This is a genomic window from Marinobacterium rhizophilum (assembly GCF_024397915.1).
GTDB classification, from domain to species: Bacteria; Pseudomonadota; Gammaproteobacteria; order Pseudomonadales; family Balneatricaceae; genus Marinobacterium_A; species Marinobacterium_A rhizophilum_A.
Window position 1 is genome coordinate 3,798,744 of record NZ_CP073347.1, and the last position, 20,552, is coordinate 3,819,295.

Genomic DNA, 20,552 nt, shown 5'->3' on the forward strand with positions numbered 1-20,552 from the left:
AGGTATGGCCGCCGAACCTCAGGGTTCGGCGGCCTTTTTATGTCAGGGTGCCAGCGCCTGAATCCTGCGGCAGGCGCTGCCGGGCCCGGTGCTCGGCCAGGGCGACGGCGCTCTGCACCGGATCTGTCACCGGTATCCCGAAGCGGCGTTGCAGCTCCGTTGCCCGGCCCGTCAGGCCGCCGGAGCCCAGGATGATGCTCTTGGCGCCGTCCTGCTGCATGGAAGTACGGATGCAGGCGTCTATTTTCTCTGCAGCCAGGTCGCCATTGCTTGCAGCCTCGCTAACACCGATGCAGGCAGCGCGCACGCAGGCTCTGTCCGAGGCCCCGTAAACGTGCAGCATGGCCTGGATGCCGGGCACGGCGGCTTCAACGGTCGTCACAATGGCAAAGCGTCCGGGGAGAGCGCTTGCCGCTGCTATGGCGGCTTCGCACAGGCCGACAACGGGAATCGACAGGGACTGACGAATTTCCTGTAACGCGATGTCATCGAAACAGGCCAGTATCAGCGCATCGAAGCCTCGACAGGTCTCGGCCTGAACCAGGCGTAACAGCGCAGCGGCGGCGGCGTCCCGGTCTGCAGTGCTCTCTATGGCCGCCGGGCCCGCTGGCGGGTTGATGCAGTGGAGTTCGGTCTGTGAGCACTGTACAGTGCGCGCGCTGCGCTGCATCAGTCGTGTCAGGCCGGCATTGGTATTGGGGTTGATCAGCAGAATGCGCAGCCTGCGAGAGCGGTTCATACAGTTCTCCGGTGTGCTGTGTGCAACCCACTGAGGGAGGTTGTGTGGCACATATTCGTCTGGGTGACGTCGCCCTGCCTTTACAGGGCGGCTTCAAGGCGCAAGGATAGAGTCTGATACGGGGCTAAAGCGGCCCGTTCGTTTATTTATTTGCGCGCTTTTCCGACTTTACCGATAATGAATGGACTTTATAAGGATATTGGGTCTCAGCCATGTACTTTACGCGCTCTGTCGTAATGGCCTGCATGTTGTCCGTGATGGGTTTCCAGGCCCTGGCGGACAGCCTGCCGCAGCCGTCCGGCCCCGTTATTCTCACCCTGGAAGGCGAGCTGAGCAAGACCAACGGTGACGGCGTTGCCCGCTTCGATCGCGAGATGCTCGAAGATCTGTCAATGCACCTGACGCGCACCGATACTCCCTGGACGGAAGGCATGATCCGGTTCGAGGGTCCGCTGGGGCGCCGTGTACTGGATTTTGTCGGCGCCAAAGGTGACACCCTGGTTGTGACGGCGTTGAATGACTACAGTGCGGAAGTGCCCTTGGCCGATTTCTACGCCTATGATGTAATCTTGGCGTTGAAGATGGATGATCACTATATCCGCATTCGTGACAAGGGGCCGATTTTCATAATTTATCCATTTGCGGATAACCCCGCGCTCAGGACCGAGGTGATTCATAACCGGTCGGTCTGGCAGCTAAAAAGTATTCGTATAAAGTAGTCGATGCGCCAAGGGCGGAGGATACAGAGTGCGATTTCCAGTGCCCGCGTGGCTGCCCGCCAAGCCTCGGCGCGGCTCGGTGTCATTTTTGCTGTGTGCGTCGCTGGTGTGCCTGCTGGCCTCGCTCGCGCTGTTTGATACGCTGGTGGAGCGGCAGCAGGTGCTGTTCGAGGTCGCCACCGAAGAAGCGCTTTGGTCCGCCTACCAGATAGACCGTGAAAGCCTCAAACTCAAAAATGCCATCAGCAACTACGCCAGCCGACATGATGTCGAGCAGCTGGAGGATATCGAGATGCGCTTCGAAATTCTCTACAGCCGTATCGGTCTGCTCGAACTTGGCAAGCTGGGTGAGTCTTACCAGCGCGAGGCTGAGCTGGCACAGCGGGTCGCCGGCTTTCGCACGGCGCTTAACTCCATGGAGGCTGCGCTGCCCTCGCTGCGTCAGCAGGAGCGGGCAGGCGCCACCGCGTTGCTGGCCATGGCAACGCAGTTGAATGAGAGCGCCGAGGCGCTGATCTTCAAGGTACTGCAGCTACGTTCCGAGCAAAAAACCGCCAGTCGCAACGAGTTTTATGAGCTGCTGGGTTACCTCGGCAGCATGGGCACGCTGTTGCTGTGCGGTATCGGGGCCATCATTACCTTGCTGTTCCGACAGATGATGCTGGAGCAGCGCGCGCGGGAGCAGGCTGAACTGCTCAGCGAGCAGCTTGGTATCAGCGCGGCCGATGCCCAGAAAGCCTATCAGGTCAAATCCGAGTTCCTGGCGACCATGAGTCATGAAATCCGCACGCCGATGAACGGGGTGATCGGCATGAGCAGTCTGTTGCTCGATACACCACTCGAGCCGCAGCAGCGTCGCTATGCACAGACCATTGGCGAGTCGGCCGAAGCGCTGCTCAAGATCCTCAACGATGTACTGGATATCTCCAAGATGGAAGCCGGCCGGCTTGAACTTGAGCTGACCGACTTCGACCTTCGGACCGTGCTCGATAGCAGTGTGGAACTGCTGTCCGTACGGCGCGACAACGGGGTCGACCTGAGCCTGGATATCGATACCGACCTGCACGGCTTTTTCCGGGGCGATGCCGGCCGTTTGCGCCAGGTGCTGCTGAACTTGCTGGGCAATGCACTGAAATTTACCCAGCGCGGCCAGGTGGTGCTGCGTGTGAGCCCGGCGCCGGGTGCCGCTAAGGGCTGGCAGAATTTGCTGTTTGAGGTCGAGGACACCGGTATCGGTATTAGTGCGCAGGCACAGCCACGGCTGTTTGCCATGTTTGTGCAGGGGGATGCCGGCACCGCCAGGCGTTACGGCGGCACCGGGCTGGGGCTGGCGATCTGCAAGCGTATCATCGAGCAGATGGGCGGCGAGATAGGCTTTGACAGTGAGGAGGGCAAGGGCAGCCGCTTCTGGTTCCGGCTGGCTCTGGAGCGTGGCCAGCCCTGTGAGCAGACCGCAAGTCTTGATGACGAAATCGATGTGGCGAGGCTGCGGGCTTCTGCCCGGCGGATCCTGGTGGTCGAAGACAACAAGATTAATCAGCAGGTGGCTCTGGGTATGCTGCGCTTTCTCGGTCAGCACACAACGCTGGCCGAAGATGGTGTGCAGGCACTGCAATGCATCAGGCACAGTCACTTTGACCTGGTACTGATGGATGTGCAGATGCCGAACATGGACGGGCTTGAGGCCACCCGGGCAATCCGGGCCTTGCCGGCACCGCAGAACGCCGTGACGGTGGTTGGCATGACCGCCAATGCCATGCCACAGGATCGGCAGGCCTGTCTGGAGGCCGGCATGGATGCCTGCCTGGCCAAGCCGGTCCGGCGGCAGAGCCTGGCGGCCATGCTCTGTCGCTATTGTCCGCCGCTGTCGCCGGAATCGCTGGCACAGGAACAGGACGACGCCGGCATTGAACTCCCGCCTGAGCCGGCGACGGCTGACGGCGATAAACCGGAAGTGGAGGCGCTGCTGGACGCGAACCGGCTGGATACCGCTTTGCTCGGGTCCCTCGCCGATACGATTGGCACCGCTGACTGTCTGGCGTTGCTGGCGGACTTTCGCGCCAGCCTGGCCGAGTACCGTGCCCGGCTGGAGGCGGCGCTGGCCCGGGATGATCTGGCTGAAATCAAGCGTCTGTGTCACGGGGCGCGGGGTTCGGCGCTGAACCTGGGTTTCATCCAGCTGAGCAGTCAGCTGGCGGGGGTGGAGGCGGCTATCGCCCAGGGCGGTGAGCTTGATACGCCGCTGGCCCGGCTGCAGCACGGTTTTGAGACGGCCGAGGCCATCATGACGCCGACGGTGTTGCGCCAGGTGCTGGATGCCACCGATGTCTGAGGTTCGGCGCCGGGCACGCTTTGGTTTATCATGTGCGCCTGTCAGCCTTATGTTTACCCGGAGCGGCCAAATGCATCTCAAAGGAACCCTGTACATTATTTCGGCCCCCTCGGGTGCCGGCAAAACCAGTCTCGTGCGTCAACTGCTGTCCCGCGACGCTCAGGTGCGGGTGTCGGTGTCCCACACCACACGCGCCATGCGGCCCGGCGAAGCCAACGGCGTGGACTACAATTTCGTGCCCCTGGCCGAGTTCAACGACATGATCGACCAGGGGCAGTTCCTGGAGTTTGCCGAGGTGTTCGACAACAAGTACGGTACCTCCCAGACCTGGGTGCAGCAGCAGCTGGATCAGGGTATCGACGTCATTCTGGAAATTGACTGGCAGGGCGCGCAGCAGGTGCGCCGGCTGATGCCGGAGGCGGTGTCGGTCTTCATTTTGCCGCCGTCCCGCGAGGCGTTGCGCCAACGGCTCACCGGCCGGGGCCAGGATGATGCCAGCGTCATCGAGCGCCGCATGGCCGATGCGGTCAATGAAATGAGCCATTATGCCGAGTATGACTACCTGGTGATCAACGATGTCTTCGAGCAGGCGCTGGCTGAATTGCAGGCGGTGCTGGTGGCGCGTCGACTGCGCCAGTCGGCCCAGCAGCAGCGCCAGCAGGCGCTGATCACGGCTCTCTTGTCAGCCTAGGCGCAACCGAGTAGAATCCTCCGTCTTTTTTGTTTGCAGTTTACTGCCTTTTCGAGGTCCAAAATGGCACGAGTAACAGTTGAAGATTGCCTGGAAAACGTTGATAACCGTTTCGAGCTCGTTATGGTTGCAGCAAAACGTGCGCGTCAGCTGGCCACCGGTGGCAAAGAAGCCAAGGTTGACTGGGAAAACGACAAGGTGACCGTTGTTGCACTGCGCGAAATCGCCGAGGGCTTCACCGACAAGCGTGTATTGGAAGATCAGGAAGAAGACTGATCTTCCAGAAAGCTTCGCGATACGGCATCATTTCAGGTAAAACACGAGGGTAAGCCGACGCTAGCCCTGTATTACCGGAGTCTCGATGCCAACCATAGACGCACTTTGTCAGCGCCTGACCGAATATCTCGAACAGGACCAGATCCGCAAAGTGCGGCGCGCCTACTACTTTGCCGAGCAGGCGCACGACGGGCAGCGGCGTAAAAGCGGCGAGCCCTATGTAACCCACCCGCTGGCTGCCGCCGGCATCCTCGCCGGCATGCACATGGACCATCAGAGCCTGATGGCCGCCATGCTGCACGACGTTATCGAAGACACCGAGATTAACTACGACTCCATCGAGTCGCAGTTTGGCGGTGCGGTGGCCGATATCGTCGACGGTGTCTCCAAGCTGACCCATCTGGAATTCGAAACCAAGGCGGAAGCCCAGGCGGAAAACTTCCAGAAAATGGTGCTGGCCATGGCCGAGGATATCCGGGTCATTCTGGTAAAGCTCGCCGACCGGCTGCACAACATGCGTACTCTGGGTGCCATGCCGGCGGTCAAGCAGCGCCGCATCGCCCGTGAAACCCTCGATATCTACGCCCCCATCGCGGCACGCCTGGGCATGCGCGACCTGCAGGTCGAACTCGAGGATCTGGCATTCCAGTCCTACTATCCGATGCGGGCACGCTATATTCGTCGCGCGGTGGTCAAGGCGCGGGGACAGCGGCGCGACATCATTACCGAAATCCAGCAAACGGTGCAGCGCAGGCTGGATGACGAAGGGCTGAAGGGCCTGGTCACCGGGCGGGAAAAACACCTCTACAGCATCTACCGCAAGATGCGCCAGCAGCGCAAATCCTTCGCCGAAATCATGGACATGTTTGCGTTTCGCATCGTCACAGAGAAGGTCGACGACTGTTACCGCATCCTGGGGGCGGTGCATAATCTGTACAAGCCGGTGCCGGGCCGCTTCAAGGACTACATTGCCATCCCCAAGGCCAATGGCTACCAGTCGCTGCACACTGACCTGTTCGGTACCCGTGATATTGCGCTGGAAATGCAGATTCGCACCCGTGAAATGGATGCCGTCGCCAGCCAGGGCATTGCCGAACACAGCCACTACAAGGCTTACGGCGGTTCAGACAGCGCCGTGGGCTCCTACAACCGGGCGCGCAAATGGGTGCAGGGGCTGCTGGAAATGCAGCGCAATGCCGGCGACTCGATGGAATTCATCGAGCACGTGAAAAAAGACCTGTTTCCCGACGAGGTTTACGTCTTTACGCCCCAGGGACGGATTCTGGAACTGCCCCGTGGCGCCACGCCGGTGGATTTCGCCTACGCCGTGCATACCGACATCGGCAACTCCTGCGTGTCCTGTCGCATCAACCGTCGTCTGGCGCCGCTGTCCGAGCCGCTGTTCAGTGGCGCTACGGTCGAGATCATCACCACCCCCAGCGCCCAGCCCAACATGGCCTGGCTGAACTTCGTCGTGACCGGCAAGGCGCGGGCCAGTATCCGCCACTTTCTCAAGAATCAGCAGCGCCATGAGTCGGTGGAGCTGGGACGGCGCCTGCTGAACCAGTTCCTGGGCAACTACGGCATCAGCCTGGACCTGGTCGATCGCAATCGCCTCGCCGAGCTGCTCAAGGACGCGGAGCTGCGGGGGCTGGATGATCTGCTGGAAGACATCGGCATGGGCAATCGCATGGCCTATGTGGTGGCGCGGCGGCTGAAGCCCGAAACCCCGGTGGAAGAGGACGAGCTGGCCGCTGCACGCCGGGGTAACAAGCCGCTGGCGATACAGGGTACCGAAGGCATGGTGCTGAACTATGCCAAGTGCTGCCATCCGATTCCCGGTGATACCATCATTGCCCATATCAGTACCGGCCGCGGCCTGGTGATTCACCGTACAGACTGCCGCAATATCGGTTACCTGCGGGACGATCCGGAAAAATGTATCTATCTTGAGTGGTCCAAGAGCATTGATGACGAATTCCGCGTCAGCCTGAAGCTCGAAGTCATGTCCCAGCGTGGCATTATCGCCAACCTGGCAACCACCGTGGCGACGGCGGGTGCTAATATCATTAAGATCGACAGCGGCGAGAAGGATGGGCAGCTGAGTCAGGTGTTACTGGATATCTCGGTGCAGAACCGGGTGCACCTGGCCTCTGTGATGAAAAAGCTGCGGGTCATCAAGGCCGTCAGCCACATCCAGCGCCAATAGGCACTCTGGAGTTCCTCAGGGCCGGGCACGGTTACTGATGATACATGCCTGGAGCCAGCCGGTCCGGTGCTGGCCCTGTAATCGAAGGGAGAAGCGATTTGGCAATTGGTGTACGTTCCCTGGAAGGTGACGCCCGGTACCACGATGTGGCCCGTCTTCTGCTGATGCACGACGGTGATGGCAAGGTGCTGGTGCTGGTACCCTGGGAAGGGCTGCTTAACCTTGAGGCCATCTGGAAGGGGTCTGGCCGGCAGCTACAGCCTGCCCGTAACGAGGATGCGCTGCGTTTTTTCAGCCAGCCCGGCCTGAGTCAGGACGCGGGTCTGCGTAAGCTGTTTTCCCTGCCGCTCTATATCGATCTTTCGCTGCAGTCCCGCGTGGAACTGAATGCCTATGAACCCCACTCCGACCGCACCTTCAGTGTGCCGGGTCGGTGGTTGAGTGAAGGCCATATTGAAGCCTACCCACTGGGGCTGACCCGTGCCGACATCGACGCCGGTCAGCCCGGCGGGGATGACCGGGCCGTTATCAGCCGGGCCGTGGAAAAATTCACCGCCCTGCGCATTCGCCAGCGGCTGGAAGACACCCTGGGGTTGCCGTCACTCTCCCCCACGACGCAGAAAATCCTCATGATGCGCTGTGACCCCGAAGCGGGCGTCGACACGCTGGTGCCGGTGGTGCGCCTGGACCCGAGCCTGTCGGCCCAGGTCATGAGCTGGGCATCGTCGTCCTACTATGCTGCGCCTGGCAAGGTGCACTCGCTGGAGGATGCGATTATCCGGGTGCTGGGGTTTGACCTGGTGATTAACCTGGCGCTGGGCGTGGCCATGGGTAAAACGCTGCAGGTGCCCCATGACACACCGCGTGGCGCGACCGACTACTGGCAGCAGGCCATTTATACGGCCACCCTGGCGGAGCTTTTGTGTCGCAAGATGCCCATGGCTGAACGGCTTCGGCCGGGCCTGGCCTACCTGGCCGGGTTGCTGCACAACTTTGGTTACCTGGTGCTGGCACACCTGTTTCCACCGCACTTTTCGCTGCTGTCACGCTATATCGAGGCCAACCCGCATATCGGCACCGAATATATCGAGAAGCAGGTGCTGAACGTGACGCGTGAGCGGGTCGGCAGCTGGCTGCTTGAAAGCTGGTCGGTACCTGCCGAGGTGTGTGTGGCGGTGCGACATCAGAACGAGATCGACTGCGAAGATGAGCACAGTGGCTATGCCAGGCTGGTCTACCTGAGTAATCGCCTGCTGCGCGAACAGGGGCTGAGCGACGGCCCCATCGAGAATATCCCGGCGGGGCTCACAGAGTCCCTGGGGCTGAGCCGTGCCGTGATCAGCGAGGCCATGCAGCACCTGCTGGGTTCGCGAGAAGTGCTGGGGGAAGTGACCCAGGTGTTCAGCGGCCAGCGGGCGAGCTAGTCGCCCGCCTCCGGGCATTGTCCCGCAGGTTGCAGGCACTGCCCGCTGCATCGGTTCCGGTTGTTGTGAGCGCCGGGGCTTTTCAGGTGCAGCGGCTTGGCATCACGGAGGGCGAGCTAGTCAGTCGTCGCAGAGCCCTGTTCCAGCGCGAGTTCCAGCGTTTCAAGTGCCTCCTGCTGCTCCAGCCACTCGGTTTCTATCTGCTGTGACTGGCGCGTCAGGTCTGCCTGCTGACCAAGCAGGGTTCTGAGTTTTTCCTTGTTGGCATCCTGGTAGATCTCGCTGTCGCCCAGCTGGGCTTCGACGTTGCTCAGTTGCGAGCTGCAGCGCTCCAGCTGCTTTTCCAGTTTTTCGATGCTTTGACGCAAGGGTCGCAGCTTGGCACGGTTTTGTGCTTCCAGCCGCTTCTGTTCCTTGCGATCGGCCGCGCTGTTGCCGCGGCCGGCATCCTGCTTTTCCTCTTCCACGGGGGCCTGGCGGCGGCGTTCACCCAGCCAGCTGTGGTAGTCGTCCAGATCGCCATCGAACGGGCGGGCCTGGCCGTCGGCCACCAGCAAAAACTCGTCCACGGTGTTGCGCAGCAGGTGCCTGTCATGGGACACCAGGATCAGGGCGCCTTCGAAGGTCTGCAGCGCCACGGTGAGGGCGTGGCGGACTTCCAGGTCCAGGTGGTTGGTCGGTTCGTCCATCAGCAGCAGGTTGGGCCTTTCCCAGGCAATCAGTGCCAGCGCGACGCGGGCCTTTTCGCCGCCGGAGAAGCGTTTTACCGGCTCCAGCGCATCGTCACCGAGAAAGCCGAAGCTGCCGAGAAAATCGCGGATCTGCTGTTCGCTGGTCTTGGGAGAGCGTCGCTTGATATGCAGCAGCGGGGACGCCTCGAGATCCAGGGCTTCGAGCTGATGCTGGGCAAAATACCCCACTTTCAGATGCTCGCCGCCGCGCTGTTCACCGCTAAGCAGTGGCAGGTCGCCCACCAGGGTCTTGATCAGGGTCGACTTGCCGGCGCCGTTGGGGCCCAGCAGGCCGATGCGTGCACCGGGTGCCAGGGACAGGTTAAGCTGCTGCATGATCGGTTTGCCGGCGTAGCCGCAGTCTGCCTTGTGCAGGGTCAGCAGCGGGTTGGAGACCTTGTCGGCCGGGGTAAAGCGAAAGCTGAACGGGCTGTCGACATGGGCCGGTGCGATCAGCTCCATGCGTTCGAGCTCCTTGAGACGGCTCTGGGCCTGTTTGGCCTTGGTGGCCTTGGCGCGGAAGCGGCGGACAAAGTTTTCGATTTCGGATACGCGCTGCTGCTGCTTCTGAAACTGGGCGTCCTGCTGGGCCAGCCGTTCGGCGCGCATGCGCTCGAAGGCGCTGTAGTTGCCCTTGTACAGATCCAGCTGCTCGTGGTGCATATGCACGATATGACTGACCACGTTGTCGATAAAATCCCGGTCATGGGAGACCAGCAACAGGGTGCCGGGATACTGGCGCAGCCACTGCTCCAGCCAGAGGGTGGCATCCAGGTCCAGGTGGTTGGTGGGCTCATCGAGCAGCAGGATGTCGGAACGGCACATCAGTGCCTGGGCCAGGTTAAGGCGAATGCGCCAGCCCCCCGACAGGTCTCCCACCGGGCGGCTGGCGTCGCCTGGCATAAAGCCCAGACCGTTCAGCAGCAGGTGTGCCCGGGCTTCGGCGCTATAGCCGTCGATGCTGTCGAGCCGGGCGTGGAGTTCACCCAGGTGGTGGTGCTGTTCATCCGCTTCGGCTGCGGCAATCTCCCGCTGTACCTGACGCAGCTGGGCGTCACCATCCAGCACATAGTCCAGTACCCGGCGCTCGACCGACGTGACCTCCTGTGCCATGTGTGAGATGGTCAGGTTGCCGGCGATCTGCAGGTCGCCGGAGTCTGGCTGCAGCTCGCCCAGGATCAGTTTGAACAGGCTGGATTTGCCGACGCCGTTGGCACCGATAATACCGGCCTTCCATCCGTGATGGATGGTCAGGTTGGCCTGGTGCAGCAGGCGCTGAATGCCGCGTTGTAGGTTTAGCTGGGATATCTGAATCATGGTGGCGAATTCTAACAACCTGTCGAGGTGAAGACTATTTCAATGGTACTGACTACAGGCTCGTGGCTGCGAGCAGGGTTCCAGCTGCAAGGCTGTTCTGATGGCCAGGGAGCAGCGCGGTGAAACTGGACAACGATCTCTGGCAGTATGCGTTGCAGCTTTATGGCCGGCCCGGTGTCGAAGCGGCCTGTCTGGCTCTGCAGCAGGAGAGCTCGCTAAGTGTTAACCGGTTGCTGTTCTGCTGCTGGCTGGCAACCACAGGCAGGCCGTTACTACTGGAGGCACTGGAGCGTTCCCAGGCAGCACAGTGGCAGCACAGTACCACAGAGCCGCTGCGCGCGCTGCGTTACCAGGTGCGGCAACAGCGTCTGCAAACCCCTCAGCTGGACAGCTGTTATCAGGCGCTGCGCCGCGCAGAGCTGGCCGCCGAGCAGGTGGAGCTGGGCTGGCTGTACGCGCTGGGCCTGGACTGGCCGGCCACGACGAGCGCAGGCTGTCCGGATCTGCTGTTGCAGAACCTCGGCTGCTATCTGCGCAGCGAAGGCCTCGAGCCTGAGTTACGTTTGCTGACCGAGCTGCAGGTGCTGGTACAGGCAGCGGCAGGACCGGAGCCTGCCCGGCGCGTGCTGCAATTGCGGTGGTAATGGCGTGAACTTTAGAGTTAAATCGGTCACTAAACAACGACATTCAGCATTATCAGTAGGGAATTTGGAATGAAGAAAACGTTTCTGGCAGTAGCCATGGCCTCTCTGGTCGCAGTGACATCGGCCGCTCAGGCTGACACGCTGGATACCGAAGACAAGAAACTCAGCTACAGCCTGGGGCTGATCCTGGGCGACAAGCTCAAGCAGGATATCGACACGCTGGATATCGAAACCTTCCGGCAGGGCGTGGAAGCCATCTACACGGGTGAAGAGCCGCTACTCAATCAGGAGCAGGTTGCTGAAGTCATGCAGGCCTTCCAGATGAAGAAAATGGAAGAACAGCGCCAGGAGTTTGCCCAGATCGCCCAGGAAAACCTCGACAAGGGTGCGGCCTACCAGACTGAAAACGGCAAGAAAAAAGCGGTCAAGACCACCGAGTCCGGTCTGCAGTATGAAGAGCTGACCGCCGGTGAAGGCAAGAACCCCGCCGCGGCCGATACCGTCAAGGTGCATTACAAGGGCGAGCTGATCGATGGCACCGAGTTTGACAGCTCCTACTCCCGGGGCGAGCCGGTGTCCTTTCCGCTTAACGGCGTGATCCCGGGCTGGACCGAAGGTCTGCAGCTGATGCAGGAAGGTGGCAAGGCGCGCCTGGTGATCCCGGCCGATCTGGCGTATGGCCCCGGCGGCATGGGCAACGCCATCGGGCCCAACGAGACGCTGGTGTTCGAGGTCGAGCTGCTGGAAATCAATCCGGAAGCTGAGACCCAGGCAGAAGCGCCAGCCCAGTAAACAGCCCCCGGGCTTCAATGCTCTAGCCAAAAACCCGCAGCCCAGTGCTGCGGGTTTTTGGTTTAGGGAGAGGGCGGTGCGCTAGCGCAGCAGATTGAAAATGCCGTTGGAGCCGATAGCATGGTAGCCATCGCTGGCGAAGGACAGGGCATATACCGCAGTGCTGGTAGGGCCGTAGGCGGCGCGCTTGTGCAGTTCCCAGCGGCGCAGCTGCTGGCCACTGGCGACATCCCAGAGCTGGACCGTGCCTGCGGCGCTGCCGGTCAGGAGCTGCTCGCCATTGCTGGAGAAACGGGCGCTCAGGAAGCTCATGCGGCGCTGGAACAGGCTGCCAAAGTCGGACAGGGTGTGCAGCACCTCGCCGCTGCCGGTATCCCAGATGATGGCCCGGTCGAGGTTGCCGGCACTGAAGGCCAGGCGGCCATCGGGGGACAGTGCCACGGTATCCACCACGTTGCCGAACTCCAGCGTCTGTAGCAGCGCACCGGACTGCAGGTCCCAGAGTTTGGTCTTGTAGGCATCGGATCCGGTCAGCGCCAGGCGTCCGTCCTGGCTCAGGTCCACGGCACGCACGCGTGCATCGTGGCGCAGGTTGCGTTTGATGCCACCGTTCTTGATATCGAAATACACCGCTTCGTGGTTGGCTAGCCCCAGCAGGGCGTAGTCGGCACCTGGGCTTAGTTTCATGGCCAGAATTTCGGCCGGTGAGCTCCAGTACCACACGGACTGGCCGCTGACCAGGTTCCACAGCACCAGGTCCTGCTGGCTGGCGGTGGCGGCAAAGCTTTCATCCGGCGACACAGCGGTGGCGGCGATGATGGAATACTGGCCGGGCTGGTGATTCCAGCTGAACAGGCGGGCGTTGCTGCTGGTGTCCCAGAGGCTGGCACCGTGCTGAATGGAGCCGATGACGGCAAAGCGGCCCTGCTCGGACAGGCTGGCGGCATAGGCGCCCTGCAGCGCGTATTCGTGCCAGGCGATCGGGGCTTCGTTGCGGCTGCAGCCGGTTAGCAGTACAGCCAGGGTGGCCACCGTCGCGGCAGCCAGGGTGGTGCGCATGCCTTATTCCCTGTTTTCGGCCAGCACCAGATCGCGGTGTGAGTTGTGCAGAATTTCGATCATGCGATCTTCCAGCTCGAAGCGTTCTTCGAGTATCTCGCCCAGGCGTGACAGCTGGTCGGAAAATTCGCGCACCTTGCGTAGCGTGAGTTCGGCCAGGCGGCTGGCGCAGTTGTCGTTGAAGTCCAGGGCGAAGTCGGTGCTGCGCTGGATGAGCGGGAACAGCTGCTGGGCTTTTTCGAGGCTGCCGTCATCAAATTCGCTGCCTTCACGCAGCAGCTGTTCGTATACCTCGAAATGGCCCGAGGACAGGTAATCCATCAGCAGGTCACAGAAGGCCTCTGTCCGGGTTGTGAACTCTTCGTTCAGTGTCAGGGTGGGGAGCGCGACGAAACGACTAATTAGCAGCTGCCGTTCTTCCAGCAAGTGATCAATGATCTCACTGACACCGCCCCAGCGTTCTTTCGCAGTGCGACATTTTTCCAGCATCGCTAAGCTCCTTGTTTCAGTCAGACCCAATACTAATCCCAACGCAAAGGCAGGCGCAATAGAACCCGGGCAATGGCCTGAGTGCCGGTCGGGGTTATTGCACCGGATGCCTTAACGCTGCTGCGACCCCGGGCTATACTGGCCCATCTGCCAGGGCACGAAAACGTAAAGGGATGGGAAAATAATGCTGCGAACATTGCTGCTTGGGTTGATGCTGGGGTTGTTGCTGCAGCCGGCGTGGGCTGCCGAGACAGGGTCCGAGGCTGATGATTACGTTGGCTATATCGAACTCAAGCCCTTTGTGGCCAACTTCGGCGGGGCAGGGCCGCTGCGCTTCATCAAGTGCGAGATTACGCTTCAGGTCGGCAGTGAAGACGGGCACCATGCGGTGAACTACCATCTGCCCAGCATCCGCAACGATATCGTTTTTTTGCTCAGCGCCCAGGAAGAAAGCGCGCTGGCGAGCGCCGAGGCGCAGGCCGCGCTGGCTAAGGAGGCCTTGTCGCAGCTGCAGGCCTTGCTGACGGAGGAAGAGGGCGAGCCCTTTGTCACGGATCTGTTTTTCACCAGCCTGGTGATTCAGTAGCGCGGCTTGCCGCATACCCTTTCTGCAGCCTCAGAGGCACCAACGCCTGTGTTCGGTGCCCCTGTTGTTTGGCCGCCGGTGTGCTGGTGTTACTGCGCCAGGTAGTCGGCCAGGTACTGGTCAAAATCGACACTGTCGTCGGCTTCAATGCGGGCCTGGTCGCTCAGAGATCCCAGGGTCAGCTCGCTGAAGTAGGCGTGACGCTTCTCGCTCAGTGCGGTTTTCCGTAGGGTGTCACGGTGCGCCAGGCTCTGGGCGAGGCTGAACTCACTGTGGCTTAGCCGGCTTTCCTGCAGCCGTGCCAGCACCTGGGCCGAGGGCGTCAGGCTCGGGTCGTCCAGTTTCAAGCGCTGGGCTACAACGGCTGCGCTAAAGCGACTGTCCTGATCGTTTCTGTCCAGTACGGCCGCCGTCTGGCTGACCATGTCGAGAATTTCGTGCCCCCACTGTGTCAGCGAGCGTTCAGTTTCACCAAACTGCAGCATCAGGCCTGGCTCACGGCCGCGTGTCACCACCCGGTTGAGGTTGTCGCTGATGCGCTCGCATTCGTCATCCTCGATCAGTTCATCGCCCGCCAGCAGGCAGGTAACCAGGAAGGCGTCCATAAAGTCGGCCTGCTGCTGGTCGATGCCCAGGGGCAGCAGCGGGTTGATATCCGTGTTGCGGATTTCGACATACTCAACGCCCCGGGTGTGCAACGCATGCAGCGGCTTTTCGCCGGAATGGGCCACGCGCTTGGGACGGATATCGCTGTAATACTCGTTTTCGATCTGCAAAATGCTGGTGTTGAGCTGGCGGTATTCGCCGTCCACTTTCAGTCCAATGGCATCATAGCGCGGGTAGGGCGTGTGAATGGCCCGGTGCAGCGAAGCGGTGTAGGTCTGCAGGTGGTTGAAACAAATCCCCAGGGATGACTGCGCCTTGTTCGAATAACCCAGGTCGCTCATGCGCAGCGAGGTGGCGTAAGGCAGATAGAGGGTGTCCTGGTTCAGGCTCTCAAGTTGGTGACTGCGGCCCTTGAGGAAGGAGCTGCACAGCGCCGGTGATGCGCCAAACAGGTACAGCAAGACCCAGCCGTAGCGGCGGAAGTTGCGAATCAGCCGGAAATACTGTGCCGAGCGAAAGTCCTGCAGGCTGTCGCGGTTCTGCTGCTGCTCCTGCAGTGCCGGCCACAGGTTTTCGGGCAGTGAGAAGTTGTAGTGAATGCCGGCGATGGTTTGCATCATCTTGCCATAGCGATGCTTGAGGCCGGTACGGTACACATGCTTGAGCTGACCAACATTGGAGCTGCCATAGCGGGCGATCGGGATGCCTTCTTCATCCGGGATGTCGCAGGGCATGCTGGCACACCAGACCAGTTCGTCACCCAGCGCTTCGTAGCCGAAGCGGTGCAGGTCGGCCAGAAACTCCAGCGCGTCTTCCGAGCGCGTGAAAACCGGCGTAATGTACTCCAGCAGGGCTTCGGAGTAGTCCGTCGTGATATAGCTGTGGGTCAAGGCAGCGCCCAGCGTCCTCGGGTGCGCAGTCTGGGACAGCTGACCCTGGGCGTTGACGCGCAGGCCTTCCTTTTCGATGCCGTGCAGGATGCCCTTGAGCAATGCCGCCTGACCATTACGGACCAACTGGTCCAGCTGCTTTTGAAGTGCTGCAGACAAGTTCCTGCCCCTTTCGCATGAGAAACGGCGGCTATTATAAACCAACCGGTCAATAATTAAGACGGAGAAAGCGTAGGGCTGTTTCCGCCGTGTAGGACTGGGTACTCAGCGCTTGCTGAGCCCGGCGGCCCGCAATTTGGCGGCCAGCGTCCCCTCGGCCTGCGTGGCAGGCTTGTGACCACCGGCTTTTCCGGGTTTGGCTGCCGTTTTGGTCGCGGGCCTTGAGGTCGCATCCGGGCTGGAACCGGTCGCAGGCACTGCCGTGCCTGGAGCGCTCTTCATGCTCAGGGCGATGCGCTTGCGCCGGGCATCGACTTCCAGCACCCGTACCTGCACGATCTGGCCGGTGCTGACCAGGTCATGGGGATCCTTCACGAAACGATCGGCCAGCTCGGAGATATGTACCAGCCCGTCCTGGTGCACGCCGATATCCACAAAGGCGCCGAAATTGGTGATATTGGTAATGACCCCTTCAAGCTGCATGCCTGTCGTCAGGTCTTCCATGCGCGTGACCGCATCGTCGAAGCGTGCGCTGACAAATTCCGGCCGCGGATCGCGGCCCGGTTTTTCCAGTTCGCGCACGATATCGCCCAGTGTGTAGTCGCCAAAGCGCTCGGTGCGCAGGGCGCCAAGGTTGAGTTGCGCAAGCCGGGCCGGGTCTCCGATCAGCTGTGACAGCGAGCAGCCCAGCTGTTGTGCCATGCGCTCGACCAGCGGATAGGCTTCGGGGTGCACGGCGGAGTTGTCCAGTACATGGCTGGCGTTGCGAATGCGCAGAAAACCGGCACACTGCTCATAGGCCTTGGGGCCCAGGCGCGGCACTTTCAGCAGTTGCTGGCGCCGGCTGAAAGCGCCCTGCTGGTTGCGGTATTCGACGATATTGCTGGCGACGCTGCGGCTCAGGCCGGCAATCTGGCTCAGCAGTTCGACCGAGGCAGTATTGAGATCAACCCCCACATGGTTGACGCAATCCTCGGTCACGGCACCGAGCATGCGGGCAAGCGCACCCTGATCGACGTCATGCTGATACTGACCGACGCCTATGGCCTTGGCGTCTATCTTGACCAGCTCGGCCAGGGGGTCCTGCAGGCGGCGGGCGATGGACACCGCGCCGCGGATGGTGACATCCAGGTCGGGAAACTCCCGGGCGGCGAGCTCGGAGGCGGAATAGACCGAGGCGCCGGCCTCGCTGACCACGACCGGTACCAGCGACAGGGCGGGTTCCTTCTGGGCCAGTTCCTGCGCCAGCTGCTCGGTTTCGCGTGAGGCGGTACCGTTGCCGATGGCTATAAGCTCAACCTTGTGGGTGCGACAGAGTTTGGCCAGGGTTGCCAGTGCCTGGTCCCAGCGCTTGTGCGGCGCGTGGGGGTAAAGGGTCTCGTGGGCCAGCAGCTTGCCGGTGGCGTCGATGACCGCGGCCTTGGTGCCGCTGCGCAGGCCGGGGTCCAGTCCCAGGGTGGCGCGCTGCCCGGCCGGGGCGGCCAGCAGCAGGTCGCGCAGGTTGCGGGCAAATACCTGAATGGCCTCGGCCTCGGCGGCGATTCGCATCTGGCGTACCAGGTCGCTTTCGATGCCGGGCAGCAATTTCTGTGACCAGCACTGCTGCAGGGTTTCATCCAGCCAGAGCTGTGCCTTGCCGTTGCCTGGGCGCAGTTGCCAGTGGCGCGCGATACGCTGAACCCCTTCCTGTTCCTGGCCTTCGGGGGGCTGCAGGCTGTAGCGCAACACGCCTTCCTGGTGGCCGCGCAGGATCGCCAGCGCCCGGTGAGACGGGATGCGGCCACAGCGTTCGCGGTAGTCGAAATAATTGCTGAACTTCTGACCCTCGGTTTCCTTGCCCCTGGCGACGGTGACCAGCAGTTCGCCCTGCTGCCACAGCCAAGTGCGTACAGAGGCGAGCAGGTCGGCATTCTCGGCCAGGCGCTCGACCAGGATATGGCGTGCTCCCTCCAGCGCCTGCTCGGCGGTTTCTATGCTCGCCGGCGGGTTCAGAAAATTCTGCGCCTGCTGCTGTGGCGAGCCCTGGCCCTTGCCGCCCAGCAGCAGGTCACTGAGGGGCTCGAGGCCGGCTTCGCGGGCCTTTTGCGCGCGGGTGCGGCGCTTGGGACGATAGGGCAGGTACAGATCCTCAAGGCGGTTTTTGGTATCGGCGGCCAGAATCTGTTGTTCCAGTTCGGCACTGAGCTTGCCCTGGTCACGGATGCTGCCCAGTACGATGTCGCGTCTTTCTGCCAGGTCGCGCAGATAGCCAAGGCGCTGTTCGAGAGTACGCAACTGGGTGTCGTCCAGCGCCCCGGTGAGTTCCTTGCGGTAACGGGAAATAAAGGGCACGGACGCGCCTTCGTCGAGCAGCCGTATGGCGGCCTGGACCTGTTCGGTGCGAGCGTTCAGCTCGCTGGCAATGAGCTTTTCAATCTGCATGGCGAATCTCTTGCCAGGTCGCCTGGCCGTGGTGAGGCAAGGGCTGGAGTTGAACGATCGGGCAGTGCGTGCCGCACACTGAAGGGTGTCTTGGTCAGCGGAACTCAGGCACACAGTAAGGGCGTGGCGGTGCTATTTCAAGTTCATGTCGGCCGGCGCATAATGTGGCCTGACTATGAACGATACTCAACGTGCTTCCCAGACATCGATTTCCACTGTACGGGCGACGCGTCCGGTTGCAGTGATACTGCTGTTGCTGCTGTTCCTGTTTCTGATGGCGCAGGTCTCGGTACTGGTGCGTCAGCAGGCACTGGAGGATGTCAAGCTGCGCAGTGCCGCGGACATGAATCGCTATATCCTGAGCCTGCAGCAGAAACTGGATCGCTACAAGGATCTGCCCCAGTTGCTGGCCTCTCACTCCGAGCTGCTCAATGCGCTGCTGCACGAGAATGACGCCGATGCGCGCATGCGGGCGAACCTGTACCTGGAGCGGGTCAACAGTACCATCGGTACCACCGATGCCTATCTGATGAATGCTGCGGGCGAAACGATAGCGGCGAGTAACTGGTGGCAGGACAAAACCTTTATCGGCCAGAACTTTTCCTTCAGGCCCTACTACACGCAGGCCATGGCGGGGAAGGCCGGGCGTTATTTTGCGCTGGGCACGACATCAAACAAGCGCGGATACTTCTATTCCTACCCGGTACGCATCGGCGGCCGGGTTGGCGGCGTCATCGTCGTCAAGATCGACCTCAATGATATCGAGGGCGACTGGAACGATCCGCTGCTGGATATCCTGGTAACCGATGAAGATGGCATCATCGTGATATCCACCCGGCCTGACTGGAAATTCCGCACGCTCAAGCCTTTGGCGCAGCAGGATCTGTCCCGCATCGTCGACAGCCTGCGCTACGGCACCGAGCCGCTGACCTCGCTGGATATCCTGTGGCGCGACCAGGGCCCCGATGGCAGTCAGCTGATCACGCTGGTGGAAGGCTCGCGCAAGGACAACCCCAGTCTGGATGGCGTGCGCACACGGCACTACCTGCTGCAGAGCAGCCCGGTGCCCAACAGCGGGCTCAGTGTGGCGGTGCTGGCCAGCATGAAGCCGGTTGAGCAGCGGGTATTTCGCGCCCTGCTGCTGAGCGCCATTGTCTACTTCGCGCTGCTGTTGCTGGTGCTGTTCATTTTGGCTCGCGGCCGTATCAAGCAGGAGCGTGCGCTCTTCCGACAGCGTGAACTGCATGCGCTGGAGGAAAACGACGCCCGCATCCGGGCCATTATCGACAATACCCAGGCCGGGCTGATTACCCTGGATGGCCAGGGACGTATCGAGTCCTGCAATCCCACGGCCGAGAAACTGTTCCATTACCTCGAAGCGGATATTCGTGGCGACTATTTCAGCAAGTTGCTGGCCCGCCCCGACAGGCCCGTCTGTTGGCAGCACATCACAGCGGCACCGGGTGATAGCACGCAGGAGTTGCATATCGAGGCAGCGGCACGGCGTGCGGATGGTTCGCTGTTTCCGATTGAACTGACGATAGGCCGCATGGCGGCCAACGGTGAACATCACTTTATCGTGACCATCCATGATATTACCGAGCGCAAGCAGCAGGAGACACAGCTGCAGCGGGCGCAGCTGCTGCTTGAAAGCCGGGTGGAGCAGCGTACCCAGGACCTCACCCTGGCCAATGCGCGCTTGCAGCGGGAGATCGGCCAGCACCAGCAGACCCAGAACGAGTTGATCCAGACAGCCAAGCTGGCGGTGCTCGGGCAGATGTCCGCCGGGATCAATCATGAGCTGAACCAGCCGCTCACCGCGATTCGCAGCTATGCCGACAATGGCCGTGTCTTTCTGCAGCGCGGGCGAGCGGAGCGGGCCGAGGCCAATCTTGAAGAGATTTCCCAGCTGACCGAGCGCATGGCCAAGATCATCCATCCGCTGAAAGAGTTTGCCCGGGTCAGCAGCGGGGCACCGGAACCGGTCTGCCTGAAGGCGGTCCGCGATGGTGCCTTGTCGATCCTGTACGGTCGGCTGGATCGGCAGTCAGTAAGTATTCACTGGCCGCCGGGACTGGGAAATGTCTATGTTCTGGGGGATACCCTGCGCCTGGAACAGGTACTGGTGAACCTGCTGGGCAATGCCATGCAGGCACTGGAAGACCAGCCTGACGGGCGCATCGATATTGACCTGGAATGCAGTGATGAAGTCGTTCGGCTGAGCGTGCGGGACAGTGGCCCCGGTATTTCCCCGGAATACCTGGAGCACCTGTTCGAGCCGTTTTTTACCACCAAGAAAGCCGGCCAGGGGCTGGGGCTGGGTTTGTCCATTTCCCATCGTATTGTGGAAAGCCTCGGTGGCCAGCTGCAGGCCAGTAATCACCCCGATGGTGGTGCCTGTTTTACGCTGGTGTTGCGCGCCGTCGCCCAGCCCTCCATTACCGAATAGCCCGACTGGGCTTCTGATG

Annotated in this window: 16 protein-coding genes; 10 read left to right on the top strand and 6 right to left on the bottom strand. The window is 61.3% G+C overall.

Features of this window, described 5'->3' with window-relative positions; translation table 11 throughout:
* Positions 1–37: 37 nt before the first annotated feature.
* Positions 38–739 carry an aspartate/glutamate racemase family protein gene (locus KDW95_RS17050; RefSeq protein WP_255853005.1) on the bottom strand — a complete coding sequence of 234 codons (702 nt, stop codon included), beginning with the start codon at positions 737–739 and terminating at the stop codon, positions 38–40.
* A gap of 212 nt (positions 740–951) precedes the next feature.
* On the opposite strand from KDW95_RS17050, the gene KDW95_RS17055 reads away from it, so the two are divergent.
* The 6 genes from KDW95_RS17055 to KDW95_RS17080 all read left to right on the top strand — a co-directional run bounded on the left by KDW95_RS17055 (position 952) and on the right by KDW95_RS17080 (position 8,390).
* Positions 952–1,458, top strand: a complete 507-nt coding sequence (locus KDW95_RS17055) for a hypothetical protein (RefSeq protein ID WP_255853006.1) — start codon at positions 952–954, stop codon at positions 1,456–1,458.
* Positions 1,459–1,537: 79 nt separating this feature from the next.
* Positions 1,538–3,790 carry an ATP-binding protein gene (locus KDW95_RS17060; RefSeq protein ID WP_255853007.1) on the top strand — a complete coding sequence of 751 codons (2,253 nt, stop codon included), beginning with the start codon at positions 1,538–1,540 and terminating at the stop codon, positions 3,788–3,790.
* A 70-nt stretch (positions 3,791–3,860) separates the two neighbouring features.
* Positions 3,861–4,481, top strand: a complete 621-nt coding sequence (gene gmk, locus KDW95_RS17065; RefSeq protein WP_255853008.1) for a guanylate kinase — start codon at positions 3,861–3,863, stop codon at positions 4,479–4,481.
* Positions 4,482–4,544: 63 nt separating this feature from the next.
* Positions 4,545–4,757, top strand: a complete 213-nt coding sequence (gene rpoZ, locus KDW95_RS17070) for a DNA-directed RNA polymerase subunit omega (protein ID WP_255853009.1) — start codon at positions 4,545–4,547, stop codon at positions 4,755–4,757.
* A gap of 85 nt (positions 4,758–4,842) precedes the next feature.
* Positions 4,843–6,966, top strand: a complete 2,124-nt coding sequence (gene spoT, locus KDW95_RS17075) for a bifunctional GTP diphosphokinase/guanosine-3',5'-bis pyrophosphate 3'-pyrophosphohydrolase (protein WP_255853010.1) — start codon at positions 4,843–4,845, stop codon at positions 6,964–6,966.
* A 98-nt stretch (positions 6,967–7,064) separates the two neighbouring features.
* Positions 7,065–8,390 carry an HDOD domain-containing protein gene (locus KDW95_RS17080; protein ID WP_255853011.1) on the top strand — a complete coding sequence of 442 codons (1,326 nt, stop codon included), beginning with the start codon at positions 7,065–7,067 and terminating at the stop codon, positions 8,388–8,390.
* 116 nt (positions 8,391–8,506) lie between these two features.
* Here the strand turns inward: KDW95_RS17080 and KDW95_RS17085 are convergent, their stop codons facing one another.
* Complete coding sequence (locus KDW95_RS17085) at positions 8,507–10,438, bottom strand: ATP-binding cassette domain-containing protein (RefSeq protein WP_255853012.1); 1,932 nt, start codon at positions 10,436–10,438, stop codon at positions 8,507–8,509.
* A 119-nt stretch (positions 10,439–10,557) separates the two neighbouring features.
* Here KDW95_RS17085 and KDW95_RS17090 point away from each other — a divergent pair, with 119 nt between their 5' ends.
* Both KDW95_RS17090 and KDW95_RS17095 read left to right on the top strand, forming a co-directional pair.
* Positions 10,558–11,082, top strand: a complete 525-nt coding sequence (locus KDW95_RS17090; protein ID WP_255853013.1) for a TIGR02444 family protein — start codon at positions 10,558–10,560, stop codon at positions 11,080–11,082.
* Positions 11,083–11,151: 69 nt separating this feature from the next.
* Positions 11,152–11,874, top strand: a complete 723-nt coding sequence (locus KDW95_RS17095; RefSeq protein WP_255853014.1) for an FKBP-type peptidyl-prolyl cis-trans isomerase — start codon at positions 11,152–11,154, stop codon at positions 11,872–11,874.
* A gap of 81 nt (positions 11,875–11,955) precedes the next feature.
* Here the strand turns inward: KDW95_RS17095 and KDW95_RS17100 are convergent, their stop codons facing one another.
* Both KDW95_RS17100 and rsd read right to left on the bottom strand, forming a co-directional pair.
* Entirely contained in the window at positions 11,956–12,933 is a 978-nt protein-coding gene (locus KDW95_RS17100; RefSeq protein WP_255853015.1) for a WD40 repeat domain-containing protein, read from the bottom strand.
* Positions 12,934–12,936: 3 nt separating this feature from the next.
* Entirely contained in the window at positions 12,937–13,422 is a 486-nt protein-coding gene (rsd, locus tag KDW95_RS17105; protein WP_255853016.1) for a sigma D regulator, read from the bottom strand.
* Positions 13,423–13,606: 184 nt separating this feature from the next.
* Here rsd and KDW95_RS17110 point away from each other — a divergent pair, with 184 nt between their 5' ends.
* Entirely contained in the window at positions 13,607–14,008 is a 402-nt protein-coding gene (locus KDW95_RS17110; protein WP_255853017.1) for a flagellar basal body-associated FliL family protein, read from the top strand.
* Positions 14,009–14,097: 89 nt separating this feature from the next.
* On the opposite strand, the gene gshA is transcribed toward KDW95_RS17110, so the two are convergent.
* Entirely contained in the window at positions 14,098–15,663 is a 1,566-nt protein-coding gene (gene gshA / locus KDW95_RS17115; protein WP_255853018.1) for a glutamate--cysteine ligase, read from the bottom strand.
* 105 nt (positions 15,664–15,768) lie between these two features.
* Entirely contained in the window at positions 15,769–18,084 is a 2,316-nt protein-coding gene (locus KDW95_RS17120) for a Tex family protein (RefSeq protein ID WP_255853019.1), read from the bottom strand.
* Between the two features lie 175 nt (positions 18,085–18,259).
* Between KDW95_RS17120 and KDW95_RS17125 the strand changes: the two genes are divergently transcribed.
* The gene (locus KDW95_RS17125) at positions 18,260–20,533 is read left to right on the top strand and encodes an ATP-binding protein (protein ID WP_255853020.1); all 2,274 of its coding nucleotides are present in this window, start codon (positions 18,260–18,262) and stop codon (positions 20,531–20,533) included.
* Positions 20,534–20,552: the final 19 nt, after the last annotated feature.